We start from the raw sequence: 24,175 nt of genomic DNA, 5'->3' as shown, positions 1-24,175 counted from the left end.
GATGGAAATCTCAGTACGGCCGCTGAGCTGGGGATTTGACCTTCAGAACGGCCAGAAGACGCCGTTCGCCGGAGACCCGAATGTGGTAAACGAAATCAACGAACTCGGTGATCAGCTGACCGCCGAGCCCGGAAGCCATCCATGCCCCTGCGTCGCTGTTCATCCGTGCCTGCCCCGGAGCCGGCAAGACGAAGGTCGAGCCAGGAGAGCGTGTTCCCAGGCCTGGGATCGGACTCGCGTAGCTTCCCGAACGGCAGCGCGGACGCCGACGCTGCGGTCAGCGCGTCCCAGCCGGACACGGTCGGCAGCGGCGCATAGCACTGCGCAGGTCAGGACCAGGTCGAAGGTCCGTGTTGCGCGGCCGCCGATCCGCTGCCCGACCAGACCGTTGCCCGTGGCAGCGGAAACGATCATCAGCGCGGGGACGCTGCGGCACGCGACATCGATCAGAGTGGTCAGCTCCGCCGACATGACCTCGCCGTCCTCGCCCAGGGCTGCAGTCCGCAGGGGAGCGGTGTCCATCTGCATCAGCTCACCCGGCTTCAGCGCCGACGAGTTCTTGTACGGCTACGGGGCTTGCTCGCCTGCGACGCCCGCTGCCTCGTCGTCCCGCGCAGGATGTCGGACAGGCGCAGCTCGTCCATCCGCTTGTAGAACGTGGACAGAGGCAGCAGCAGACGCTTCTGCTCTGCCGGATCGGCGAGCTCCTTCTCATACCGTCGGTGGACCAGTTCCTCGACCAGATCGAGCGCCCGCCCAAGCCGCCCGCCGGACTCCCGCGCCAGCTGCTCGGTCACCTCGTGCATGGTCTCGATCAGGCGAGGGCCGGTGTTTCCGTCAGCGGGAGTCGAACACGGCTGCGTCTTCTCGCCATTTGGGGCGGGCAGACGAACGCGGGGCGACCAGGCGGCTACGGCCTTCACCGCCTACACCCACCGTGTCCCGGCGGCGGCAGTGCCGCATCGCTTTCTACTTCCCTCCAGGTCAGGGTGGTATCGAGGGCGGGAATCGAACGCCGGTGAGCCTGGTGTCCACTTCGCGCTCTGGACAGCTCAGGGGCGGTGATCGTTCCCCCGGTTCTGTCGGTGCCCGCTGCTACACCCATGGAAGAGAGCACGGCCGCGACCGGCAGCCGTGCCTGGGGAGGGAGACACCTATGCCACCGGAAGGCTTCCACACCGTCCGCGCCCACCGCAGGCGCAACCCGCGCCCGGGCCGGAAGAAGATGAGCGGCTGGACGATTGCTGCCCTCGTCGCCGGCGTCTGGTTATGGGGACAGGTCATCGGCTTCGGCGACACCTCCCAGAAGGTGCCCGAGCCCGCTCCCGCCGTCTCTGCACCGGCGCAGCGCTGATGGCCCGCAGACGGATACGGCCGCGTATGCCCCGCGGCGCGGGGGAGTGGGCAGCAGCCGGAATCGTCGCCCTCGCTGTGGCGACTGCCCTGGTCAGAGCAGTAGTGGTCGCAGGGCACGCCGCGATGCGCGTCTGGCCGGTGCCGGCCGCGCTCGCAGCGGCCGCGATGCTCTACTCCGTCTGGCGCCTCGTGCGTGCATCGCGGGCCGCCCGTGTCCGCACCGCAAGCCTCTCCCGCCTGCAGATCACACTCAGCAGTATCGACGCCATGAACGACCAGGAATTCGAGTTCGTTCTCGCCGACCTCCTGGTCCGCGACGGCTGGACCGCCGACCGGGTCGGACGGCAAGGAGACCAGGCTGCGGACGTCATCGGCCGGCACCACCGGCACGGAAAGATCGTCATCCAGGCCAAGCACACCAAAGTCGCAGGCAAGGTCGGCTCACACGTCATGTACGAGGTCAACGGCACGGCCGGCCCCGTCCACCGCGCCGATGCCGCCGTTGTCGTGACCAACGGCACCTTCACCCGGGATGCCAGGACATGGGGCGACCGCCATCACGTGTACTGGATCGACCGCGACCGGCTCCAGGCCTGGGCCGCAGCAGGCACGCCGCTCCACGACCTGCTGCGGCTGCCCCGCCGCCCGCAGAGGAGTGCCGTTCCCCGCCGCCCACCCCGCCTGCGCTCCCGCATCTCCTGAGATTGTTCTCCAACCTCAGGTCTCCCGAGTGCTGTTCGGCGGGACAAATTGCGGTGCGTGCGCACTGTGCGCTGGTCAGACTCACGGACATGACTGTGAAGATCACCCGGATCAATCCCGAACAGTTGCATGGGACGCCTGGCTACCACCACATCACCGTGGTGGAGGCCGGCCGTACGGCCTATCTGGCAGGTCAGTGCCCGCTTGATCGGAGCGGTGCCCTCGTCGGTTCCGGTTCCCTTGAGGCGCAAGTCGACCAGGTTGTCGTGAACGCGCTTGCTGCTCTCACAGCGGTGAGCGCCCAGCCGCAGCACGTGGTGCGGTCGGTGATCTACGTGCGGAGCGACGACAGAGATGTTCTGGGAGCCGCATGGGGCCGGCTCACCGGCTCTGCTCTCGCTCCGGCGTTCACCACCGCAAGCACGCTCTTGGGCGTCGCGCAGTTGGGCTTCTCAGGACAGCTCATCGAGGTGGATCTCACTGTGGCGCTGCCTGACTGAGTTTTCTCATCCCGAGGCGTCGAACAGCGTCACTGGCACTACAGCCACCACCGCTCGCCCCAGCCGCGCTCGCGCGAACCCGCAAGACTGAGCGGACCTGGCCGCCCCACCGCCGGCTGGCTTCGTTCGTTAGTTGCGACAGCAGTTGTCGATGAGTTTGAGCAGCACTTACCGATCTTCGGCGCGTTCGTTGTTCAGCAGTTTTGACGGCAGCCGAGAGTAGGTGAGTCGGCCCGCCCTGCAGTCCGACTCCGTGTGGTCGCTAGGTTCGGATCATGACGATCACGTATGAGTGGCGAGGCGACGTCGACAACTCAGCTCTCAATAAGCTGCATGCCGAAGGGTTCGATCATCCGGTCGGGCAGACGGACTGGCGTGAAAGGCTTCAACGTCACAGCCTCGGCTGGGTCTGCGCCTGGGAGGATGATCGTTTGGTCGGCTTCGTTGACGTCGCCTGGGACGGCGGCGTCCATGCGTTCGTCCTGGACACGGTCGTAGCTCAGCGCAATCGTTCGAACGGGGTGGGAGCCGCGCTGGTCAAGGCGGCTGCTGAGGGATGCCGTGCTGCAGGGTGTGAGTGGATGCATGTCGACTTCGAAGGGCACTTGCGATCGTTCTACTTCGATGCCTGCGGCTTTAGAGAGACGGCGCAGGGCTGATCGCCTTGTGACCTTGGGGTGTGACCGAGATACGCGCCAAAGGGACAACGGGATGATCTTGAAGCCCTGAGCGCCGGGCCCGTCCCGTATTTCAGCGGGACACCTACGCTGTTCTGCCAGCGGCAGAACAGCGGCCGGACCGGGCTCGACGATCACTACAGTCCAGTCTCATGACGACGATTACGACGCGTACGGTCGAGTACCCGGCCGACGGTTTGACGATGATCGGGCACCTCGCGCTCCCGGCCGGTGTCGACCGCCGGCCCGCAGTGCTGCTCGGACCAGAGGGCATGGGGCTCAGCGACGTCGAGCGCCGCCGGGCCGATGCTCTCGCCGAGCTGGGATATGTAGCGCTGGCCTTCGACCTTCACGGCGGGCGCTATTTGGGTGACCCCGAGGAGATGCTGGCCCGTTGCATGCCACTGCTCGCTGATCCCGACCGGATGCGGCGCATCGGCCACGCGGCACTCGACGAGTTGCGCACCGAGCCCCGGACCGACCCCGACCGGATCGCCGCCATCGGCTACGGCACCGGGGGCGCCATCGCGCTGGAACTCGGGCGAGGCGGCGTCAACCTGCGCGCGATCGGGACAGTCAACGCAACTACCACGGGCCGACCGGGCGAGGCAGCGCGCATCCGCTGCCCGGTGTGGGCCGGGGTCGGATCGGAAGACCCGATCATGCCGCCCGCGCAACGAAACGCGTTCACCGCTGAGATGCAGGCCGCGGGCGTCGACTGGCGCCTCGCGGTCTATGGCGGCGCCTTGCACGCCTTCCACCACCCGCCGGTCGACCACCCCGTGGTCCCCGGTGTCGGCTACCACCCACAGCACGCGCAGCGAGCCTGGCGCGACGTCGTCGACCTGCTCGCCGAGTGCCTGTCGTGACGGAGGACCTGGGGGCATGACCCAGGCAAACATGCTGGCGCCAGGACTGGTCAGCGTCGCGCACTGACAGTCTCCTCCCCTCAAGCCCTCACAGCAGAACCGCATTCGGACGGTTGTGCGATCGCGGAGACGTATTCACAACTGCCGCAGTAAATGCCGGATTTACTGCGACGGAGCCCTGGCCGTGATCGTCGCGACCTGCGGCGGACCGTTCCGGCTTCCACGGCGAGATGTACGCATTTACTGCGGCGTCACTGTGCTGACCACGCGTAAAGCCGCATCAAGATCTACTCATGCCCCTTGACGCGTACCTCGGCTGAACCCCACCTTGGGCCTCCCGGCCCTGGGGATGTGTCCGGAGGCCGGGAGGGAAGATATTCAGCTGGCGGTGTGCTCTGCGGCTCGGGCCCGGGTGCTGGCGAGGCGGTAGGAGTCGGTGCCGGTCTCGATGATCGTGCCGTTGAAGGTGAGACGGTCGACGATGGCCGCGCAGAGGCGGGGATCGGTGAAGTTCTTGGTCAGCCGCCGAAGGACTCGTTGGAGGCCATGGCGACGCTGTTCTTCTCCGCCCGCTCGGTCAGCACCTGGAACAGCAGCTCGGCGCCGTGGCGGTCGAGTTCCATGTAGCCGAGTTCGTCGATGCAGAGGAGATCGACACGGCCGTAGCTGGCGATGGTCTTGTTGAGCTGCTTCTCGTCGGCGGCCTCGACCAGCTCGTTGACCAGCTTCGTGGCCAGCGTGTAGCGGACGCGGTAGCCCTTCATGGCGGCCTCGGTGCCCAGGGCGATAAGCATGTGGGACTTGCCGGTTCCGGAGTCGCCGATCAGGCAGAGCGGCTGGCTCTTCTTGATCCATTCGCAGCTGGCGAGGGTGTGGACGGTGGCCGCGTCGATGTTCGGGTTGGCGTCGAAGTCGAAGGCCCGAAGTGACTTCTCCCGTGGGAAGCCCGCTGCTTTGATCCGTCGTTCCGAACGGCGGCGTGCCCGGTCGTCGCACTCGGTCATCAGCAGTTCCGCGAGGAAGCCGCGGTAGGTCATCTGGTCCTTGACCGCCCGGTCGGCGATGTCGTTGAACTCGTTGCGGATCGAGGGCAGCCGCAGCAGGCGGCAGGCGGTGTCGATCGCGGCGTCGGCGGCCTGCTCGGTCAAGCCTCGCTGGCGGGGCAGGGTCACTGAGCTTCTCCCTCACGGTGTTCGCTGCCGCTGGTGCGGCGGCGTCGGAGCAGTTGGTCATAGGGGGTCACCGACGGCAGTGGTCTGGTGTCCGGTGGGAGGTGCGCGAGGCGCCACTCGTGCAGTGACGTGACGGTGGCCGGCGTCTGCCCAGGAAGCGCCGGGATGGATGCGCCGATAGTTGGCTCGTCCTCCGTCTGGGCGGCTTTGCGGGCCTCCAGGGCGACCGCGTCGGCGGTCAGGGCTCCGGCCCGCAGCGCGGTGGCCAGGCCAGCGACCACGTGCTCGTGGGCGAGGTGCCGGTTCAGCAGCAGGACCTCGATCAACGCCCGGGTGCCGTCCCGCTCGCCGTGAACCTTGCGGGCCTGTGCCCACCAGGCGTCGTGGACCGGGGTGAACTTGCCCGCTGACCGGGCCTGTTCCAGTGCCGTGGCACCGGGGAAGGCACCGGGCTTGCGGATCAGGGCTTCGAGGTAGTGGTCCAGGCGGCAGCTGCCCTTCGCGATCAGCCTCTCGTGGCGGCCACCTCGACGTTTCTGTCGTAAACCACCAGGTGAGAGGCGTGCAGGACGACTCGCACCCGCTTGCCGATCAGACGGGTGGGGACCGAGTAGCGGTTGGTCCGGACGGCGATCTGGCTGTAGCGGTCGACCCGTGGCGTGAACAGCCGGCCGGTCTCGAACGGCTCTCGCGGCAGCGGCATCAATAGAGGCTGCTCGACGGCAAAGTACTCGTCGACGGTCCGCGGCCGTGAGCCGATCCGGCGATGCCCGTCGTGCAGGTCCCACTGGTCGACCATCTCGTTCAGTTCGGCGAGGGAGTCGACTTCCGGGACTGGTGTGAAGTGGTTGCGGCGGAAGTAGCCGATCATCCCTTCGACGCCGCCCTTCTCGTGGGCGCCTTCGATGCCCGGGCGGCAGTAGAAGCTCTCGATGTTGAAGTGCGAGCGGAAGACGATCCACCGGTCGGTTTCCACCCGGGCCCGGTTCAGTCCCAGCACCTGGGCGACGGCCGACTTCAGGTTGTCGTAGCGGATCTTGCTTCTCGGGACACCGCCCAGCGTGCGAAGTGCGTGCACGTGTCCTTCGAAGAAGGCTTCCTGGCCGCAGGAGGCGAAGACCCGGTGGACAGCTTTGCCCGAGTAGGACATGCGGAGCGAGAACAGATAGCAGGTCACCAGCTCGCCGGCCAGGCGCACGGTCACGTCGCCGAAGTCGACCTCCGCCTCGTGGCCCGGAAGGTGGGTCTGCGGCACGAACGCTTCCACCGGGGCCTTGCCCGAGGACGCGAGGATCTCCGGCTTCCGGTCGGAGACATAGCGGCGGACCATCTGGTAGGACACATCGGCGCCGTGCTCCTCGATGAGCCGGTGGAAGATCCTTGTGATCGTATGCCGCTGTTTGCGCGGTGCGTCGAGGTCCGTCCGCAGCATCTCGTCGATCACCGGCTTGTACGGATCCAGCGCAGTTGGCCGCGGCGGCAGCTGTTTCCGGGCTCCGGCCAGACCGACCCCAGCCGGGCGGGCGGCCACCGTCGTGGGGTGCGTATCAGCGGCGTCGGGACCGGCTGCGGTAGCCGAAGGGGCCGGGCAGGTCCATCGAGGTGGTGCGCTGCCCGTTGCTGCTGATGGTGTGCTGGGGGCCACGGCTGGCGCCCAGGGTGACGGACCAGGAACGGCGGTTGATGTTGAGGCGGACGCCGGGGAAGATCCGGAAACTCTTGCGGAAGGTCAGGGGCACGGGCGGTTCTCCTTCTGGTCAGGTGTGGTCGGGTAGGTAGTAGCCGCTGGCGCGGCCTTCGCGGCGGGACTGGACGCCGCGCTTCTCCCATATGGCGAGGGCTCGGCGGACGGTGTCGCGGGAGGCGAGGGGGCTGCCCTCGGTGAGTTCGTTCTTGGTCGCGGATCCCAGGGGCTGGAATTCGCGGAAGGTCAAGCCATTCGTCTCGGCCAACGCGGGTCCCGTCGGGGTGGTAGAGGGGGCTCGGGGGCGGGGGGTTTGGTGGCGGGCGGCTGGAACAGAGTCGGGCTGGCGGGGCGGCCTGGTGGAGGGCGTGGAGGTGGCCGACGCCGGCGGCAATGTCGGCGTCGGTGACGTACCCGGCCCGGCACTCCTTGCGTTCGGCGAAATCGGGCGGGTTTGCGATGAGGAACTGCCAGGGATGTCGAGCTCTTCGGGTCGCCATCCGCGGTTCTGGCATCCCTGCCCCAAGATGAACGGGGCGTGGCCTGCTTCACCGGTGCGGGTGGAAAACAGGTTGGCGTAGTTTCCGCGGGCAGGTCGGCGAGAATCTTGCCGCGGCGGTCGCAATCGGCACGGATGAAGTCGAGGAGGTCGAGTGCCTCTGCAGCCCCCTTGACTACGCGCTTCATCAGCGGCTCCCACGGGCCGAGCTCCACGGAGCCGGGCTTCATGTCGATGCCGTAGATGTCGACGTCGGGGCGTCGGGTTAGCCCTTGACGATGCCGCACTTGCCCCAGTCGGACGATCCGGCGATCAGTGTGTGCCGACCGAGGATGCGGATCGACGGGCTGGCCGTGCTCGTCCCATCCGAGTCGGAGCGGGTCGGCGAGGCTGACACCGGCGTCGTAGCGGTCGGCGATGGTGCCGACGAGGACGTCGGTGTTCAAGGCTGGTGAGGAAAGGGACCAGCTCGGGTTGCTGGGCCTTGCGGACGTCGGCGATCCAAGCGTCGAGGTCGCCCCCGCGGCGCTCGCACATGAGCTGGGCGAAGTCGTGTACGAGTCGGGCTAAGTCGGTCATCTCGGGGCAGGCTGCGAGAAGCTCACCCAGATGCTCGCGCCGCTCGTCGGACAAATTCCCGGGCCGAGTCATGATCCAGGATGTGAGGCGCCGCGGGCAGGGCATGATCCGGTCGCTCTCGTGGCGTCCCTGGTTGAGGTTACGTGCAGGAGATTGAGGCTGCTGGGGTAGCCGAGCGCCCGGATCTCCTCGAAGAGGCGCTTGACCAGCACCCAGGCTCCTCGGTGCGGCGTCGGCGCAGGTGGTACCAACCCCCACCTGCTGATCACACAGAAGACCGCCGTCGAACTCGGCCCAGCCGACGTGTGGTGTGGTGGTTTCTCACCCGCCTTCTGTTTCTGAACTGCCCAAACAGACTGGGCCCTTGGGGGATCGTTGCGTAACGTATGGGAACAGACCAGCTACCTGTTGTGGGTGAGTAGCTGTTGTCGTACCGAACCTGAGGACGGTGTTTTCGCAGGTCAGGCATAGGATCGGTGATTTCTTGGGAGTTGTGGCCTGTCGTGTCGTTGCTCCTTGGGAGGTTGTGGATGCCGTCGGTTGTCGGACTGCTGGAACAGCACGAGCTCGCCGCTCGCCGTCGAGTTGACGGGCTGCGGGAGGAGGCCGACCGTATTCAGGCCGAGCTGGCCGCGGCCGAGCACGAATGGCAGGAGTGGGTTATCGCCCGCGGGCGGGTCGATGTGGTGCTGGCTCCGGACGGCGGAAACACCGCCGACACGGAGACCGCCCCGGACCGGGATGCGGACGCGCAGTCGGCGCCCCGGGATGCGGCGAAGCCGAAGTCGCAGGTGCCCATGTGGCGTGAGCGGCTGGCCTGGTCGGTGCTGTCGGTGGACTACCAGCGCATCCTCACGGTGCTCGCGGACCGGTCCCGGCTCGGTCAAGGGCCGCTGACCTGCCAGGAGATGGCCGCCGCGTTCGGTATGGACGTCGTGCCGGCGCGGGTGGAGGCGCTGCGGTCGAAGGCGAAACGACTGGTGGCCCGCGGCTGGCTGGCCGAGCAGCAGCCGGGCCGCTTCACTCTTGCGGCGGGCGTGGCCGGGCCAGGCGGCGGGTCATGAGCAGGGTCATCGACCAGTAGATCATCGCTTCGGCGCTGGTAGTGCGGCGCTCGTAGTCGCGTGCCAGGCGGCGGGTGCGCATCAGGTGGGCGAAGAACCGCTCGACGATCCACCGCTTGGGCAGCACCACGAACCCCTTCTGGTCGTCGCTGCGTTTGACGATCGCCAGGACGAGGACGAGCGCGGCGAGGCAGTACTCGACGAGGCTGCCGGTGCAGCCGCCGTCAGCCCAGACCAGGGCCAGCAGGTGATGCGTGTCAGCGACTTGTCGCAGCAAGACCTGGGCGGCCGCGCGGTCGCCGGTGTCCGCGGCTGTGACTATCACCGCGAGCAGCAGGCCGAGGGTGTCGACCACGACGTGCCGCTTGCGCCCGTTGATCAGCTTGCCGCCGTCAAAGCCGCGGCTGTCGGAGCCGACGACGGCGTCCGCCTTGACCGACTGCGAGTCGATCACCCCAGCCGTCGGCTCCGTGTCCCGCCCCAGCCTTTCGCGGACCTGACCGCGTAGCCGGTCGTGGAACTCCTTGATCAGGCCGTGGTCGCGCCACCGGCGGAAGAAGGCGTAAACGCGGTCCCACGGGGGAAGCCGGCCGGCATCGCCCGCCACTTGATGCCGTTGTCGACCAGGTAGCGGATCGCATCGAGTATCGCCCGGTGGCAGTACGCCTCTGGCTGCCCGCCCCGGCCGCGCAGCCAGCCCGGAACCGGCAGCAGCGGCCGGACGGCCGCCCACTCCGCGTCCGTCATGTCCGTCGGGTAACGCGGCCGCCGCGTCCCATTGTCGGCGGCGTTTCCGAACCGGTGAGCCAGGCAGTCACACTCCCCGGTGACCGAGCTGGACTGCCCGGCCATCGGCACGGAAGACTGCTGCACCAGGGCCTCCTGCTGCTCGGTGATTCGACACCAACGAGCTGTTCAGGAGGCCCTGTCCATATGCGTCCAGCGCCCCGCGACCACTCAATCGAGACTCCCGTTCGACGCATCTCTCAAGATCGGAAAGACAACAGCTACTTAGTCAAGAGGCGAAGCAAAACAGGCCGCCGAGGTGACCACTTGCACGGCTCTCCTTGGCCTGCTTGCAGATCAGCTGCTGGAGGCCCGGATCCGCATGAACCAGTCCTGCCCCCAACCCATTTGAGGACAGCGCGCCGGCTAGGCAACGACCTCATCTCCACATCAACGAGGGTTCTCAGGGGCTGAGCGGCTGAGTCTTCGCGCCTCGGTCCAGTTTGGTTTGCTGACGCGCAGCCAGTTATCTGTTGATACATAGGATCTTTCTCGCTCTATTGACGGCGCGGACCCGCCATCCCTACCTTGCTCGGCAGGATAGCTCCGATCTGTCTACCGTTTTACGTCGCCGGGAGGCCTTGATGTCCACCAGCCCGTCCAGAAGAACCCTCCTTGCGACCGGCTCCGCCCTCGGGGGCGCCTTGATGATCGGAGGACTGCCCGCTTCAGCTGTGGCAAGGGCCGCGGACGAGGAGCCGGTCGAGGTCACGGCGTCGCCCGACGCCTGGAAGGACGTACTCGACGACGCCGACATGGTCTGGCAGCGGATGCCACGCACCTGGTACGAGGGCCCGTACCTGGGCAACGGCTTTCTCGGATCCGGCATCTACGCCGAACCGGGCGCCGAGACTCGGGCCGTGCGTTTCAACGTGCAGCATTCCGAGGTGCAGGACCACCGTCCCGAGTTCGGTTCGCTGTTCGGCCTGGCGCGACTACTCATCGGCCACTTCACGCTGGAGCCGGTCGGCACGATCACTGGCCTGGACTGGCGCCTCGGGCTGCAGGACGCGGAGCTGACAGGCACGATCACTACCGACCGGGGCACGCTCACGATCCGTGCCTTCGTGCACGCCACACGGTCCGTGTTGGCCGTGGAGGTGATGCCGAGCGCAGGCGAGCGCGACTTCCGCTGGGTGTTCCACCCCGCAGACGCGATCAGTCCGCGGACCGCGTACGTGACGCCGCCGGCAGGCTACCGCGGCAACCCTCCCGCGGAGGTGGCCGACCACGACGGCGTGATGGCAGCCGTGCAACCGCTGCTCGCAGGCGGGCAGCACGTCACCGCATGGCGGGACCGCACGCGCGGCGCCGGCCGCACCCTGTACGTCAGTGTGGCGCACTCCCACCCGGAAACGACGGCCCTGGACCGCGCGCTGAAGGAGGTCCGCGTCGACTCGGAAATCCCCTACAACGCCCTGGCCGCCCCGCATCGCGCCTGGTGGCATCGCTTCTACCGCAAGAGCTTCCTTTCACTGCCGGACGCACGGTTCCAGCGCTTCTACTGGATCCAGCTGTACAAGACCGCTTCGGCGGCCCGCCGCGACGCGCCGGTGATGGCGACGAGCGGCCCCTGGCTGGAGCCCACCCCCTGGCCAAACACCTGGTGGAACCTCAACGCCCAGCTGGAGTACTGGCTGATCCACGGCTCCAACCATCTTGAACTCGATGCGGTGACCCGGGCGTTGAGCGAGTTCCGGGACAACCTCGCCAAGGCCGTGGCACCGCAGTACCGGGGCGACTCGCTCGGTATCCCGCGCGCGACCGACATGAAGCTCGTCGACATCGTGTCCGGCTTCGACTACGGCGTGGGCGTCCCGGGCCAGTCCCGGCCGACGCCCGAGGTCGGCAACCTGACCTGGGCCCTGCACAATGTCTGGCTCAGCTATCGCCACACCATGGACGAGTCGATCCTGCGTGACGTCCTGTTCCCCCTGTTGCGCAAGGCGATCAACTACTACCTGCACTTCCTGCAGCCGGGCTCCGACGGCAAACTCCATCTCCCCGCCACGTATTCACCCGAGTACGGCGGCAACAGCCGCGACTGCAACTACGACCTCATGCTGCTGACCTGGGGCTGCCGCACGCTCCTGGAGTCCGCCGAACTCCTCGGCATCAACGATGAACTGGCGCCGCGCTGGCGCGAGGTGCTCGCCCGGCGCGCACCGTATCCGACCGACACCAACGGTTTCATGATCGGCGCGGACATCCCCTACGCCAAGTCCCACCGCCACTACTCGCACCTGCTCGCCGTCTACCCGCTGTACGAACTCACCGGCCACACCCCGGACGAGCGGGCCCTAATAGAGAAGTCCCTCGCACACTGGGTGAGCTTCACAGGCGCCCTCCAGGGCTACACGTTCACTGGTGCCGCCTCGATATCGGCGCTCCTGGGCAAGGGCGAGGACGCACTGCGATACCTCGGACAGCTGATGGGCCGTTACATCCAGGCCAACACCATGTACAAGGAGGCCGGCCCGGTCATCGAGACCCCGCTGTCCGCAGCCCAGTCCCTGCACGACATGGTGTGCCAGTCCTGGGGCGACGTCATCCGCGTCTTCCCTGCGCTGCCCGGCGCATGGCGCGATCTCGTCGTCCACGACTTCCGCACCCAGGGGGCGTTCCTGCTGAGCGCGGTCCGCGAGGCTGGCCGGACCCGGTGGGTGCGGCTGGTCAGCGAGGCCGGCGCGCCCTGCGTTGTACGCCACGGCATCACCGGACCCATCGACGTCCGGGACGCATCGGGCACGTCACTGGCATACGAGGAGGCCACTGACGGGGCGATCCGGGTGGCCATCCCGAAGGGCGGCTCGGTGCTGATCACGGCGCAGGGCGACCGGCCGGACCTGAGTATCCGCCCGGTCGGGCCGAACGCCCCCGCGCCCAGGTGGGGTATGCCCGCCAAATGACCGTCCCGGAACGGTAGGCGGGATAGGGCCTGGTTGACCGTCCGGCGAAGTCTCGGGCGGTCAGCCTTCCCCACCATGAACGTCATGTAGTGGGTCATCATCCTGGTGACCTCGACCGTCGTGGGCATGGGGATGATGACCGTGCGTCGGTCACCTTCTGTTTTGCGCCGCCCTCCCTCACATGAAAGGCAATAGCCATGCGCAGACGATTTCTGGCTCTTCCTTCGATCGCGCTTGCCTGGTCCTGCGTCGTTGCCTCGCCCGCCAGTGCTGCGGTGATCTGGGATGGCGACGCCTCGCAGGGGACCGGTGTCTTCCCTACGGTCGAGTGCCCTTCGCCCGGGCACCTCGCGACCGCCGCTCAGACCGATGGTCACGGCACGGTGTTCCGCTACACCAAGGGCACGACCGAGTGGCGGTGCGAGTCGCGCGGCATCAAGGTCGGCGGGGCACGCTACACGTTCCAGAACAACTCCACGTATTACCTGGGCTGGGAAAGCAAGCTAGACAAGGTCAGCCTCCCCGGAGGCGGTGACTTCGTGGTCTTCCAGTGGAAGTCGTATCCCAGCGCCGACCAGAACTACCCGCTGCTCATGACGATCTCAGACGGGCGGATCCGGCTCACCTACGTCGCCCCGGGCGGGGTGTGGACAGGGATCTGGTCCGCCCCCGTCGCGGCCTTCAACTGGAACCGCTTCGTATTGGGGATCCACACCTCCACCTCGACGACCGGAGGCTGGGTAGAGCTGTGGTTCGACGGCGTCAAGCAGAAGTTCAGCAACGGCTCGCAGCGGTACGTCGGTCGTACCTGGGACAGCGCCAACGAACCCAAGTGGGGCGTATACGACCGTGACAATACGACCGACGAGATCATCAACCGCATCGACAGCTTGAAGGTCGGCACAGCCTATAGTGACGTGGACTGACGCGCGGCGGCGAACCGGGACAGGCTGAGGTTTGGTCCCGTCAGGCGACGCGCAGCCGGTTGTCGCAGCGTGCGACCTAGGCACAATACCGGTGATTTAGCTGGCCGGGGCTCTTGGCCTGGGTGCGGATGTGCAGCAACTCGGGGCGGGTAGCGATGAAGCGGGCGAACGCGGCGCCCTTGAAGGCTCCGCCGTTGTCGGTGACCAGCTTGATGCGCCGGTTTTTGCCGGTGTCGGGATCGGCGGGCAGCAGCTCGGCCAGCGGACGTCCGCCCAGACGTTCGGCCTCCGCGATCGCGAGCTTCACCGCCTCGATCGCGTCGGCGCCGGTGCACGAGGGGCTGATGTGCCAGCCGTGCTCGTACTTGGTGAAGTAGTCCGTCACCCCGGCCAGCCGCCAGATCCCGCCTCCGGACGTCTCGTATTCGGAGAAGTCCAGTTGCCGTACTTCGTTCGGGCTCGTCGGCGGCTGGGCGAAGGCGGCCTTGCGGGCCTTGGCCGGCTCGCGGCGTATGCCCTGGTAGTCGACCGGCTGGAGTAAATCCCTTCTGCGCAGAGCCGGTTCGATGGAGGATGCAGACACGTCGTGGCCGTCGGCTCGCATCATCCAGTGGATCTTGCGGTGGCTCCAGGCCGGCCAGTCCGCGGCGTACTTCGCGGCGATCGGCTCGAGCTGGTCGACCACCGGCGCCGGCCACGGACCCTTGACCACACTCTGGCCACGGCGGGCGCGGGCCTGCCAGCGGGTGTGGGTGCGGCGCGGGATGCCGGCAAGCTCGCAGAACCTCGAGGTCGGCATCGCCGCTTGGGTGCGGATCACCTCGAGGTCCTCGAAGGGGCCAGGCGGCCCTCAGCGGACTTCTTCCACACCCGCAGCTCGACATGGGCCTCACCAAGCGCGGCCTTGAGGTCCTCGATCTGCTCCTCGAGCATCGCCTCCCGGCTGGAGGCCTGCTTCGATGTTCCGGCCGTGAGGCCGGCCTTCCCGGACTCCAGGAACTGGTCCCGCCACTTGGCCACCGACGTCTGCGACGTCTTGTTCCGGCGGGCCGCCTCAGCGACGGTCATCTCACCAGCCAGGACCGACAGCACGATCCGTATCTTGTCCTCCACCGGGAACTGCGGCGGACGGCTCATCAGGCTCTCCTTCAGCTCGTCAGGGCTCAACAAACCCCTGTGCCAGAAAGTCTGACGCGCGACACCAGCATGAATGAAGACGCGTACTCGGACACCGAGGGCCGGGCTGGTTGAACGCCGTCGCCCCCACGACTGGTGACGAATTCCGGAGCCGTTGATCGCCCTCACGGAATGTGTGCCACAACCCCTCGCACGAGTCGCCACATGGGACGTGCCCGCTGACGCCCATCCGTACCGAGGTGTCCCGGCAGCTGGCGGACTGGGGCTGGACGTATCGCCTTCACCCAAGCTGATCCTCAGCGAGCTGGTCACCAACGCCATCCGCTACGGCAGCGAGCCCATCACCCTGCGCCTCCTCAGCGACCGCAGCCGTCGCCGACGGCTCCAGCACCTCCCCCCATCTGCACCGCGCCAAGGCCACCGACGAGGGCGGCCGCGGCCTGTTCCTCGTTGCCCAGTTCGCACAGCGCTGGGAAACCCGCTATCCCCCGCACGGCAAGGTGATCTGGACGAGCAGGCACGTCACGGCGGCGAGGTCGACATCGCCAATGAGGCATTCGAGTCCAGCTTGCTGGATCAGTGGGACGACACGCCGGCCCAGTGACGTTCGACGCGGCATGCCCAGAGTTGGCCCCGCGTGCTGCCGACGGGGGGATCGTGCCCTCTTCGAGCCCTTCTTGTCTGCGCTCTACGGGATCTGGCGCCGTCGGTCCCTCCTTTCGCTGCCCGCACGCTTACGGAGTCGATTGCACACGACCACTCCCACTCTCTACGCAAGCCGAGTTCGACAAGGGATGAGGCGGTGCAGCCTGGCCCAGATCCGGCTCCACTCGGTGAAACGCCGGTGTGCGGTCGGCCCGGACGGACCGAAGGCCGGCGGCAGCCGCCGCCGCGTAGAGCCTGTCGTGGCCGCGAACACGAGCCGTACACCGGAGCTGCTGCTTCCACCCGCTTGAACAACTCCCATAGCCCGCTCCGGCGCCAGAGGCTCCGCCATTGACGCGCTCTTGCAGGAGGCGGCGGGTTCTTTCCTGTCATCCACCGCTGTCGCTCATGGGCCATTGCAGCTGTGCGCGGGCGACATCGAAGGGATAGACGAGGCGGTACCGCCCATCCTGGATCTGCTCAATGACGCCCCGGGCTCCGGTGTTCTGGTGGTTGTCGTCGAACTTCACGCCGTCCCACGGCATGATCGTGTCCCGGCCCGGAATGTCGATGTTCACCAGTGCTGAGCGGATGTCAGTCGGTGTGGGGGAGCGGGCCTCGTTGATCGCCTGGGCGACGGTCATGACGGCGGTGAACGCGCGGGCGGCGTCGTCGTTCATGGGAGCTTTGTAGGTCTGCTGGTAGAGGTCTGCGACGGCTTTGGCCGTGGGGTTGCGCTGGGCCAGGTCGGAAGACCAGGCGAAGCGGCTGCAGACTCCCTCTGCACGCTCGCTCTTCTTGAGGAAAACCGGATCCGTATAGCCCGCTCCGAAGGCGATGAGTGCGGGGGGCCGGTAGGTGAGACGGTCGAAAGAGGCATCCAGTGCGAGGGCGGGGGCAGTGTAGAGCAGGGTGAGGACGACATCGGGTTCGGAGGCGATCACGGCCTGGGCGTGGGAGGACAGGTCGGTGGATTGGGCTCTGACCTTGATGTCGGCGACGACTTGGCCGTCGATGTGGCTGGCAAGGCGTTTGATCATGGCCGAGCCGTCATTGCCGTACTGGTCGTCGGTGTGCAGGACCGCGATGCGTTTGACGGCGGTTCCCTTGCTCTGGCGTTCTTTGAGCAGGGAGAACACCACGCGGCCGTAGCTCAGGTCGGAGGGACCGGTGCGGAAGAACCAGTCCAGTCCGCGCTCGGTCAGCGATGATGCCGAGGAGTTCCCGTTCACGTAGGGAATCTCCAGCTCCTCGGCACGTGCGCTGGCGGCCTTGGTGACGACTGATTCATATCCGCCGGCCACGGCGACCACATTCTTGGTGCTCACCAGCCGCGTGATGTGGTCGGCGCCACGCGCGAGCGGGCCGCTGGTGTCGGCTGCCATCAGTTTGATCTTGGCGTGGTGCAGGCGGGTAAGACCCGATCCGGGCCCCAGCGGCAAGGGGATCGACGGGTGATGGCCGTTGACGATGTCCACAGCGAGTTCTGCGCCCCGCTTGATGTCGGTGCCCACTGAGGCGGCGGGGCCGGACAGTGGAGCGAGGAAGCCGATGTGCACCGGGTCGTGGGACGCCGGTACGGACGGCTCGCTGGTGCAGGCAGAGCCGAGCAGGGCGGTACACAGCAGTATGGCGGTGGTGGTGGCCGGTCTTCCCATCACGATTCCCCTTCTGCGCTCGGCGGGGTGCCGGGAGTGTCGCTGCCGGATACGTCGCCGGTGCGGTGGCTGGGGAGCGGGGCGGGCGATGACCGGCCACCGGCGTGCAGGCCCTCGGCGAAGCGGCGATGGGCCAGCCATTCCTGTGAGGACTGGAAGGCCGGCTCGCCGCCGCTGGCTGCCTCGTCGTGGGTGACCACAGCCTCCCCATGGAGGAGGGATGCGGCCCCGGGCAGCGAAATCGCTGCCCGTGGCAGACGGGGGTGGGCTGTGGCCTCGTCTGCCGCGGAGGCTTCGGGCACGGCCGGCGGGACGGCGTGTGCGCCCGCCAGCAGCACCGGGGGGATGCGTACCAGGGCCGTGATCCCCTGCTGCGGAGAGGGGATAAGGCTTACGCCGATGCCGTGCTTGGCCGCGAGGCGGCCGACGACGAACAGCCCCATGGACTGCCCCGCTGCGGGGTCGAGGGACACGGTCGAGCCCAGGCGGTGGTTCACAGCCGCCAGGTGCTCGCGCGTCATGCCACTGCCCTGGTCCTCGATGGCGATCACCAGGTCGGTGCGGCGGCCGGGAGCCAGCCGGCAGGTCACGATCACGCGGGAGCGGGCACTGGAGAAGACCGTGGCGTTCTCCATCAGCTCGGCCAGCAGGTGCACCAGGTCGGTGACGGCGTCCGCCACGACGGAGACCTCGCCCACCGGGAGACAGTCGATGCGGGTGTACTGCTCCACCTCAGCGCTCGCGGCCAGCAGGATCTCCGACAGGGGCATCGGCTGATCCCATCCGCGCCCGGTGTCGGAGCCGGCGAGCACCAGGAGGCTTTCGTCCGTGCGCAGCATCTGCGTGGCCAGGTGATCCAGCCGGAAGAGCCGCGCCAAGTGATCCGGGTCGTGCTCGTTTTGCTCCATGTCACCGATCTCCGAGAGCAGTTTGGTCACCAGCTGCTGATTGCGGCGGGAGAGGTGGATGAACATGCCGTTGATGTGGGCACGGAGCGCGGCCTGGTCCCTCACCAGAGCGACGGCGGCATTCTGCACGGCGTCGAATGCCTCGGCGACCTCACCGATCTCGTCATGGGACGCCACGGCGGTGGGTGTGGCCCGGTAGTCGGCCAAGTCGTCGATGTCGGCCTGCCGCAGCCGCGTGAGCGCCTCGGGCAGGTGTTCATTGGCGACCTGAAGCGCCGAGATGCGCAGGGTTTTCAGTGGGCGGGTCATGGACCGTACGACGACGGTGACCACCCCGCCCGTCGCCAGGAATACGGCGAGCAGGCCTGCTGCTCCCCACAGCGCTGCGCTCTGCCGTGAGGCGTGTGCCTGGTCGCTGAGGGCGATGAGGTCGTCGAGGATCTGTGCCTCCACCGTGCGCATGAGCGTGATCTTCTCGGTGGACACCTTCTTCCATGTCGCCGGGTCGACGTCGAGGCGGGGTGCCTGCGCCTGCTCGGCGACACGTTCCTGGAAGGCTTGGGAGGCGCTGACGGGTGCGCCCTTGACGGTGTCCGCGTACAAGGTCTGCTGTGCCGTGTCGGCCGTGGCCAGGAAGTCGTCGACGGACTCCTGCTGGCGTGCGACCGCGCCCGCGAAGTCCGGGAACTGGCCGACGAGGAACGTGCCCGTGGTCAGAACACCGGTGAGGTGGGCTCGCACCCGGCTGGTGTTCTCCACCGCGCGAGAAAGCGCATGCAGAGCCCGCGCTTGGCGCGCGGCGTTGCTGTCGCCCTTGTGTGCGGCCAGCACCGATTCCAGGTCCATGAACCTGCCGATAACCGTGGTGTAGTTCGCGAGGATAGAGCCCTGCGTCAAGACCGCTTCATCCGCGGACGCCCGCAGCGCCGGAAGACTGCGCAGTTCCTTCGCCGTGGCGTCAAGCACCGCATCGAGCCGGGCATCGTCGGAGGTGTCGATGCCGGCGACTGCCTGTCGGTAGAGCGCGGCTGCGGTGTCAACTTCCGTCCGTTCCTTGAGGGGAGTGCTCTCGGCGCCCTTTCGGGGGCCGGCGATGAACCCGGCTGTGGCGTCGCGCTCGTCCTGTAGGGCGCTGACCAGACGGAGGGCCGGTTGCTGGAGACGAGCGAGGGCGGAGAACTGCCCGTAGTCGCCCACGTCGCTGACGGTGCGGGAGAGGCTGACAGCCGCCAGGGCACCGGCCAACAGCCCGGGAATCAGCACCGCGGCCATCAGCTTGTCCCGTACGGGCCAGTTCTTGGGCCGGGTGAGGTGACGCACCACGGTGAAGTCGGGCCGGTAACGGTGCCGGGGCCGTGCTCTGGCGGGTCGGCTGACTCTCGCGCGCAAAGGGGATCGAACCTCTCATGTGATGCCGCCGGCCCGTCTGCCAGGAGACGCACCGAGGAGCTGCGGGGTCGTCGATCGTTGCCTGTCCCGGCATTCCGACGAGGGGTGCCCTGAGGTGCGCCCTGCCTCTCGCTCGAGCGAGAGGCAGGGATATGGCCGTGCTGTGTTGCATGGGCGTCCTTCGGGCCACGTGCCGAGGGCCACCCGGCACATCAGGCCGCTTCGTCGGTTGTCCTCGGCAACAAACCGGCTGCAGCGCTGTACGTCCGGTCGGTGGTGGCTAGACAGCCACCACCGACCGGAACTGCCAGGCAGTGAGTTCGCTGCTGCTTGTAAACTCAGTTGAGCTCAGAGCCGCGGGTCTCCGGGAGGCCGAGCAGGGCGATCAGGGCGAGTGCGTAGCCGATGGCACCGTAGATCAGGGCTCCGCCGACGCCGGCGGAGGAGAAGCCGACGGCAGTGGGGAAGACCGCCCCGAGCGCGCGTCCGACGTTGTAGGTGAAGCTCTGGCCTGTGCCGCGAACTGCGTGGGGGTAGAGCTCGGCGAGGTAGGAGCCGAATCCGGAGAAGATGGCGGAGGCACAGAAGCCCAGGGGGAATCCGAGGTACAGCAGCAGGCTGTTCGAGCCTGCGGGGATGTTGACGTAGGTCATGAGCAGGCCTGCGCTGAGCAACGCGAAGAGCGCGAAGGACTTCTTGCGTCCGAGGCGGTCGATGAGGTGGCCGGCGGTGATGTAACCGCAGAAGGCGCCGGTGATCAGGACGAACAGGTAGCCGCCGGTGCCGACGACCGTCAGTCCGCGCTCGGTCTTGAGATAGGCGGGCAGCCAGGTGGCGAAGGTGTAGTAGCCGCCCATCACGCCGGTGGACAGCAGCGTCGCGAACAGCGTCCTGCGGGCCAGACCGCCCCGGAAGATCGACGACAGCGGAACGCGCGCCTCCTTCTTCGCGAGCCGCTCGGTCACCTCGGGGGCGTCCTCGACGTTGCGGCGCACGTACACCAGCAGCAGCGCCGGCAGGGCTCCGGTCCAGAACAGCACCCGCCAGACCAGGTCCTGGTCGAGATGGCTGGTCAGCGTGGTGCCGACGATGACCGCCAGCGCCCAGCCCACCGCCCAGGAGCTCTGCACCCAGGCCAGGACGCGGCCACGGTAGCGCGGCTTTGCGTACTCGGCGACCAGGATCGCTCCGGCTGCCCACTCACCGCCGAAGCCGACTCCCTGCAGGGTTCGGAACGCCAGCAGCATCGGGTAGTTGGTGGCGAAGCCGCAGAGCACGGTGAACAGAGCGTAGGTGCCCACGGTGATCATGAGGGTCTTGACCCGGCCGACCCTGTCGATCAGGACACCAGCGAGGACGCCGCCGACCGCGGACGCCAGCAGGGTGACCGTGGTCAGAAGGCCGGTCTGTGCCGTGCTGAGGCTGAAGTAGGCCGCGATGGCCACCATGCCCATCGGGAGCACGAGGAAGTCGTAGGAGTCGAGGGCGTAGCCGCCGAACGCCCCCTTGAAGGCGCGACGGCCCTGCGGGGACATCGACCGGAACCAAGCGAACGGACCGGTTACCTCGCCCGCCACTGTCGTCGGTGGGCTAGTGGGTGTGGATGTCACGGTGACCTCACGGGTGAAGGAAGGGATTGCGTCAAGTCGTTCTTCGTGTTTGCCGGTCGTCCGGGCTTCCTGCCTTGACGAGAGCCGACAAGGCCGAACCAGGCGGCTCGACGTTACGGGTGGAGATAACATAGGGATCGTTGAACGATCCTTCAAGGTCGGGTAAGTTTCTTCTACGACTCGGTTTCATCTCGGTCGAACCGGAGGGCTCAGCCGGTCCGACCGAGCAGGCGTCGACCGGTAGCACCGCCCACACCACATTTCCGTGGGGCAGGCGCCAAGCGCCCCAGCTCGAGGAAAGTGCCTCGACCAGGTGCAGGCCCCGGCCGCCGCAGCTGTTGTCGTCGCCGCGGTCGAGCGAGCTGGCAGCACCGCTCCATCCCTGGCCGTAGTCGCCGACCTCAAGGCGGATTGCATGCCCGGCCTCCGTGTGAATGCGCCGAACGGTGTGCCATACCGGATCGCGCTCCGAGCCGTGGCAGACCGCGTTGGTCAGCAGCTCGGAGACGATCAGCTGGGCATCGACGACGAGATGCGCAAGTCCCCATGTCCGCAGTCGGGCAGCGACCTGCTGGCGGGCCGAGCAGGGCGAGGCGGTTGTTGAGGCAAGGACCCAGGTCGCCTCGTCCGCATTTTCGCCATCTGTGGAGTCCGGCTGCTGGTGGGCGGAGATGAAAGGAGGCATTGCGTGCTCACTAGGGGGTGTGCGCGGTCTGTGGTGGCACGACCCGCCGCAGGCAGCTGCCTGCCATGCAGGAGTGCTCGGAGCGGCTGGATGATGGCTGGTCACTGCGGCATCGGTCCAGCCGCGAAATCGCTCGCGGTTCGCCCATCGAGGATTGTCCTACAATCCTTTCCTGGATTAATCCACTCAATGCTCTGACTGTCAACCTCTTTCGTGCAAATGACCTGCAGCTCCACGGCATGCACCCGTAGGGCGGTGGCCTTGAGGACGCGCGGCAGACGCGCAGGGCGGCGGTCGTAGGCGGCGAGCCGACCAGCCGGGCCACCCGTAACGGCCGCCGCCGGCGTCGCGCTGATCCCCGCTGATCCTGATCGGTGGTTTGGGCGCGAGGAGGAGCCATCTGCTGATGGGAATCTTGGCGATCGCCGAGACCGATGGCTCCCTTTGAATCGGACCTGCCGGTTCGGATAACTGGAACACCTGGAGATGCCCATCACGGCAGTCGGGTGTGCTGTGCCTCGATTCACCACCGGCACCCATGCCCCTGGTGGCGATATGTTGCTCACCCCGTCGCCGTGCTGGTGCTCCTCGTCGGTGACCTGTGCCCCGGCAGCAGCCCGGCGGTGAGCACGAGGCGTACGTCCCCTGGGCCAGTACCCAGGAGGCGCTCTCGCGGTTACCGGTCTCCGGGCCGGAGTAGGCGATCGGGGTGAAGCCGAAGGCGGTGCGGTAGTAGTGGGCCGCCTGCTTGGCGTTGCCGACGTAGTGGCGCAGGTGGTGGTAGCCGAGCAGGGGCTGACGGTCGGGTGCCGCTTCAGGCATGGGAGGAAACCGGTGAACCGCCGAGGGACCGCGTCTCGTGCTGATTCCGCCCCAAGTTCGTGATCACGCCACGGGCGTACATCGAACGTTTCGGCGTAGGCCCGGCCGAATGCGCCCGACGGGCCTGACAGAGAAGTGAAGGTTCTGGTGTTACATCCAGTTCGTCGTCGGCGGCCATGAGCATGCCGACCCGGGCATGCGGCCTGGCCACGATGTCCACGTACAGTCGCCGCTCGGTCCGCCCATCCTGGCGCCGGACAGATCGGGGTCGGGCGCCGGGTGATATATCGCAACCCCGCTTGATCTGTAGTTCCAGATGCGATCCGCCACTTGCCGAAACGACTCGCGAGGCAGCCCCGATGACGGTTGCTTCCGACCACCCCGCACCTGCGGCCGGCCTCAGCCGCCTGAGCGGAGGGCTCGGCGGCGGTCCTGTCCCCAGGCGATGCTGACAGTCACCAGCAGCAGCCCCGCTGTTTGCCACTCGCTGAGTGTCTGGTCGAGCAGCGTAAGCCCTGCAAGCGTGGCCACGACGGGGCTCGTCAGCCCTAGGAAGGAGACCGAGGCGGCGCTGAGGCGCTCGATGCCGCGGAACCATAGTGCGTAGGCGACCGCTGTGCCGATCGTCCCGAGATACGTGAATCCTGCCATGTGTGAGAGGGTCAGCCGGGGCGGCAGACCCTCGAGGAACAGCGTCACCGGCACCAGTGCCAGCCCTCCCATCGCCAGCTGCCACCCGGTGAAGGCCACCCAAGAGGTGCCCGGCGGGCGCCCCCATCGCTTGGCGAGGACGACAGCGAGCGCCATCGCAACAGTGGCGACGAGCATGGCGCTCAACCCGAGTGCATCCAGCCGCGCCTGTGAGGTCAATACCAGCAGCGCCACGCCCACTACTCCCAGCAGGCCCGCAGCCAGGCGCCGAGCGCTCGGGTGGATGTCCAGCAGAGCCGCCGACCACCCCGCCACGAGCAGCGGCTGAAGGGAGTTGACGGTGGCGGCGACCCCGCCGGGAAGCCGATAGGCGCTGAAGAACAGCAGCGGGAAGTACGCGGTGAAGTTGAGCATGCCAAGCAGGGCGCTGCGCCACCACCATGCTCCATGGAGCCAGCTTCGGGCGATCAGGACAACCAGCACACCGGCAGGCAGCGCGCGCAAGGTAGCTGCGAGCATGGGGCGTCCTGGCGGAAGAAGCTCAGTGGTCACGATGTAGGTGGTGCCCCAAGCCGCTGGGGCCAGCGCGGTGAGCGCTGCGATGCCTGCGCGACGTGTCTGGTCGGTGCTGACGAGGACCTCCCGAGAACGATTGAGGGATCGTTAAACGATACTTTACTCGGCGTGAAGTCACGCCGTACCCGCAGCCCAGCCCCTGAACGCTCATCGGCATACCTGGACAACCGGCCGGCCCAGGGCCCTGCGAACCGTGCCCGAATCCCGCAGCGGTGGCCAGATCTTTCGGTAGGTGCGGCTTTCACCCTCGATGCCGCCCTGGCCCGATTGCGTGAGAAGGGACAGGCCTCGGCCGCGGGGCCGAGTCATCCGAATGTGCGGGGTCTCGCTGATCCGGCGCACACGACAATCGCGAAACCCATTGAAGTATC

The 24,175-nt window shown here is 67.3% G+C and carries 23 protein-coding genes and 2 pseudogenes; 9 read left to right on the top strand and 16 right to left on the bottom strand.

Translation table 11 applies throughout. The features are described 5' to 3' along the window. Positions 1–10: 10 nt before the first annotated feature. Both QFZ82_RS02355 and QFZ82_RS02350 read right to left on the bottom strand, forming a co-directional pair. Entirely contained in the window at positions 11–163 is a 153-nt protein-coding gene (locus tag QFZ82_RS02355; protein ID WP_307711503.1) for a hypothetical protein, read from the bottom strand. Positions 164–542: 379 nt separating this feature from the next. Continuing rightward, a complete protein-coding gene (locus QFZ82_RS02350) occupies positions 543–806 on the bottom strand; it encodes a hypothetical protein (protein ID WP_307711502.1) in 264 nt (87 codons plus the stop codon). 350 nt (positions 807–1,156) lie between these two features. Between QFZ82_RS02350 and QFZ82_RS02345 the strand changes: the two genes are divergently transcribed. From QFZ82_RS02345 to QFZ82_RS02325, 5 genes and pseudogenes are all read left to right on the top strand, one after another. After that, entirely contained in the window at positions 1,157–1,354 is a 198-nt protein-coding gene (locus QFZ82_RS02345; RefSeq protein WP_307711501.1) for a hypothetical protein, read from the top strand. A 26-nt stretch (positions 1,355–1,380) separates the two neighbouring features. Further along, positions 1,381–2,058: a restriction endonuclease gene (locus tag QFZ82_RS02340; protein WP_307711500.1), complete on the top strand. Its 678-nt coding sequence runs from the start codon at positions 1,381–1,383 to the stop codon at positions 2,056–2,058. A gap of 89 nt (positions 2,059–2,147) precedes the next feature. Then, on the top strand, positions 2,148–2,558 hold the full coding sequence (locus tag QFZ82_RS02335; RefSeq protein ID WP_307711499.1) for a RidA family protein: 411 nt from the start codon (positions 2,148–2,150) through the stop codon (positions 2,556–2,558). A 275-nt stretch (positions 2,559–2,833) separates the two neighbouring features. Further along, complete coding sequence (locus tag QFZ82_RS02330) at positions 2,834–3,217, top strand: GNAT family N-acetyltransferase (protein WP_307711498.1); 384 nt, start codon at positions 2,834–2,836, stop codon at positions 3,215–3,217. A 170-nt stretch (positions 3,218–3,387) separates the two neighbouring features. Next, positions 3,388–4,124 (top strand): annotated as a pseudogene (locus tag QFZ82_RS02325) (dienelactone hydrolase family protein). Between the two features lie 358 nt (positions 4,125–4,482). Here QFZ82_RS02325 and istB read toward each other — a convergent pair. The 5 genes and pseudogenes from istB to QFZ82_RS02300 form a co-directional block, all read right to left on the bottom strand. Further along, positions 4,483–5,276: pseudogene (istB, locus tag QFZ82_RS02320) on the bottom strand (IS21-like element helper ATPase IstB). Continuing rightward, positions 5,273–5,602 (bottom strand): hypothetical protein, encoded by a 330-nt coding sequence (locus QFZ82_RS02315; RefSeq protein ID WP_307711496.1) that lies wholly within the window; start codon positions 5,600–5,602, stop codon positions 5,273–5,275. The pseudogene istB and the gene QFZ82_RS02315 overlap by 4 nt, the downstream one beginning before the upstream one ends. A 179-nt stretch (positions 5,603–5,781) precedes the next feature. After that, a complete protein-coding gene (gene istA / locus QFZ82_RS02310) occupies positions 5,782–6,807 on the bottom strand; it encodes an IS21 family transposase (RefSeq protein WP_307711495.1) in 1,026 nt (341 codons plus the stop codon). 16 nt (positions 6,808–6,823) lie between these two features. Next, positions 6,824–7,015, bottom strand: coding sequence for a DUF4236 domain-containing protein (locus QFZ82_RS02305; RefSeq protein ID WP_307711494.1), 192 nt, complete (start codon positions 7,013–7,015; stop codon positions 6,824–6,826). A gap of 18 nt (positions 7,016–7,033) precedes the next feature. Continuing rightward, complete coding sequence (locus tag QFZ82_RS02300) at positions 7,034–7,210, bottom strand: hypothetical protein (RefSeq protein WP_307711493.1); 177 nt, start codon at positions 7,208–7,210, stop codon at positions 7,034–7,036. Positions 7,211–7,897: 687 nt separating this feature from the next. On the opposite strand from QFZ82_RS02300, the gene QFZ82_RS02295 reads away from it, so the two are divergent. Then, positions 7,898–8,029 (top strand): hypothetical protein, encoded by a 132-nt coding sequence (locus QFZ82_RS02295; RefSeq protein WP_307711492.1) that lies wholly within the window; start codon positions 7,898–7,900, stop codon positions 8,027–8,029. Between the two features lie 539 nt (positions 8,030–8,568). Further along, positions 8,569–9,102: a hypothetical protein gene (locus tag QFZ82_RS02290; protein ID WP_307711491.1), complete on the top strand. Its 534-nt coding sequence runs from the start codon at positions 8,569–8,571 to the stop codon at positions 9,100–9,102. On the opposite strand, the gene QFZ82_RS02285 is transcribed toward QFZ82_RS02290, so the two are convergent. Next, a complete protein-coding gene (locus QFZ82_RS02285; RefSeq protein WP_307711490.1) occupies positions 9,059–9,709 on the bottom strand; it encodes an IS5 family transposase in 651 nt (216 codons plus the stop codon). The two genes, QFZ82_RS02290 and QFZ82_RS02285, sit on opposite strands and share 44 nt — an antisense overlap. Further along, the gene (locus QFZ82_RS02280) at positions 9,631–9,975 is read right to left on the bottom strand and encodes a transposase (RefSeq protein WP_307711489.1); all 345 of its coding nucleotides are present in this window, start codon (positions 9,973–9,975) and stop codon (positions 9,631–9,633) included. Before QFZ82_RS02280 ends, QFZ82_RS02285 begins: the two co-directional genes overlap by 79 nt. Positions 9,976–10,472: 497 nt before the next feature. Between QFZ82_RS02280 and QFZ82_RS02275 the strand changes: the two genes are divergently transcribed. Both QFZ82_RS02275 and QFZ82_RS02270 read left to right on the top strand, forming a co-directional pair. Beyond that, a complete protein-coding gene (locus QFZ82_RS02275; protein WP_307711488.1) occupies positions 10,473–12,797 on the top strand; it encodes a Tat pathway signal sequence domain protein in 2,325 nt (774 codons plus the stop codon). 197 nt (positions 12,798–12,994) lie between these two features. Beyond that, a complete protein-coding gene (locus QFZ82_RS02270; protein ID WP_307711487.1) occupies positions 12,995–13,723 on the top strand; it encodes a heparin lyase I family protein in 729 nt (242 codons plus the stop codon). A gap of 76 nt (positions 13,724–13,799) precedes the next feature. Here QFZ82_RS02270 and QFZ82_RS02265 read toward each other — a convergent pair whose 3' ends face one another. From QFZ82_RS02265 to QFZ82_RS02220, 7 genes are all read right to left on the bottom strand, one after another. Further along, entirely contained in the window at positions 13,800–14,543 is a 744-nt protein-coding gene (locus tag QFZ82_RS02265; protein WP_307711486.1) for a hypothetical protein, read from the bottom strand. Then, a complete protein-coding gene (locus QFZ82_RS02260) occupies positions 14,540–14,860 on the bottom strand; it encodes a transposase (RefSeq protein WP_307711246.1) in 321 nt (106 codons plus the stop codon). Before QFZ82_RS02260 ends, QFZ82_RS02265 begins: the two co-directional genes overlap by 4 nt. A 1,034-nt stretch (positions 14,861–15,894) precedes the next feature. After that, positions 15,895–17,163, bottom strand: coding sequence for an ABC transporter substrate-binding protein (locus QFZ82_RS02245; protein ID WP_307711485.1), 1,269 nt, complete (start codon positions 17,161–17,163; stop codon positions 15,895–15,897). Beyond that, positions 17,163–19,394, bottom strand: coding sequence for a nitrate- and nitrite sensing domain-containing protein (locus tag QFZ82_RS02240; RefSeq protein WP_307711484.1), 2,232 nt, complete (start codon positions 19,392–19,394; stop codon positions 17,163–17,165). The genes QFZ82_RS02245 and QFZ82_RS02240 overlap by 1 nt, the downstream gene beginning before the upstream one ends. A 404-nt stretch (positions 19,395–19,798) precedes the next feature. Continuing rightward, a complete protein-coding gene (locus QFZ82_RS02235; RefSeq protein ID WP_307711483.1) occupies positions 19,799–21,070 on the bottom strand; it encodes an MFS transporter in 1,272 nt (423 codons plus the stop codon). A gap of 31 nt (positions 21,071–21,101) precedes the next feature. After that, the gene (locus QFZ82_RS02230) at positions 21,102–21,755 is read right to left on the bottom strand and encodes an ATP-binding protein (RefSeq protein ID WP_307711482.1); all 654 of its coding nucleotides are present in this window, start codon (positions 21,753–21,755) and stop codon (positions 21,102–21,104) included. Between the two features lie 1,221 nt (positions 21,756–22,976). Then, positions 22,977–23,813 (bottom strand): EamA family transporter, encoded by an 837-nt coding sequence (locus QFZ82_RS02220; RefSeq protein ID WP_307717594.1) that lies wholly within the window; start codon positions 23,811–23,813, stop codon positions 22,977–22,979. Between the last annotated feature and the right edge of the window lie 362 nt (positions 23,814–24,175).

Source organism: Streptomyces sp. V4I23 (assembly GCF_030817975.1).
GTDB lineage: Bacteria > Actinomycetota > Actinomycetes > Streptomycetales > Streptomycetaceae > Streptomyces.
Note: the sequence above shows the minus strand (reverse complement) of the source record. Positions and strands in the feature narration are given on the sequence as shown.

Bases quoted from the DNA above. Each gene is read 5' to 3' on its own strand.
- QFZ82_RS02355 (WP_307711503.1), bottom strand. From the start codon at position 163: ATGAACAGCGACGCAGGGGCATGGATGGCTTCCGGGCTCGGCGGTCAG.
- QFZ82_RS02350 (WP_307711502.1), bottom strand. From the start codon at position 806: ATGCACGAGGTGACCGAGCAGCTGGCGCGGGAGTCCGGCGGGCGGCTT.
- QFZ82_RS02345 (WP_307711501.1), top strand. From the start codon at position 1,157: ATGCCACCGGAAGGCTTCCACACCGTCCGCGCCCACCGCAGGCGCAAC.
- QFZ82_RS02340 (WP_307711500.1), top strand. From the start codon at position 1,381: ATGCCCCGCGGCGCGGGGGAGTGGGCAGCAGCCGGAATCGTCGCCCTC.
- QFZ82_RS02335 (WP_307711499.1), top strand. From the start codon at position 2,148: ATGACTGTGAAGATCACCCGGATCAATCCCGAACAGTTGCATGGGACG.
- QFZ82_RS02330 (WP_307711498.1), top strand. From the start codon at position 2,834: ATGACGATCACGTATGAGTGGCGAGGCGACGTCGACAACTCAGCTCTC.
- QFZ82_RS02290 (WP_307711491.1), top strand. From the start codon at position 8,569: ATGCCGTCGGTTGTCGGACTGCTGGAACAGCACGAGCTCGCCGCTCGC.
- QFZ82_RS02275 (WP_307711488.1), top strand. From the start codon at position 10,473: ATGTCCACCAGCCCGTCCAGAAGAACCCTCCTTGCGACCGGCTCCGCC.
- QFZ82_RS02270 (WP_307711487.1), top strand. From the start codon at position 12,995: ATGCGCAGACGATTTCTGGCTCTTCCTTCGATCGCGCTTGCCTGGTCC.
- QFZ82_RS02260 (WP_307711246.1), bottom strand. From the start codon at position 14,860: ATGAGCCGTCCGCCGCAGTTCCCGGTGGAGGACAAGATACGGATCGTG.
- QFZ82_RS02245 (WP_307711485.1), bottom strand. From the start codon at position 17,163: ATGGGAAGACCGGCCACCACCACCGCCATACTGCTGTGTACCGCCCTG.
- QFZ82_RS02230 (WP_307711482.1), bottom strand. From the start codon at position 21,755: ATGCCTCCTTTCATCTCCGCCCACCAGCAGCCGGACTCCACAGATGGC.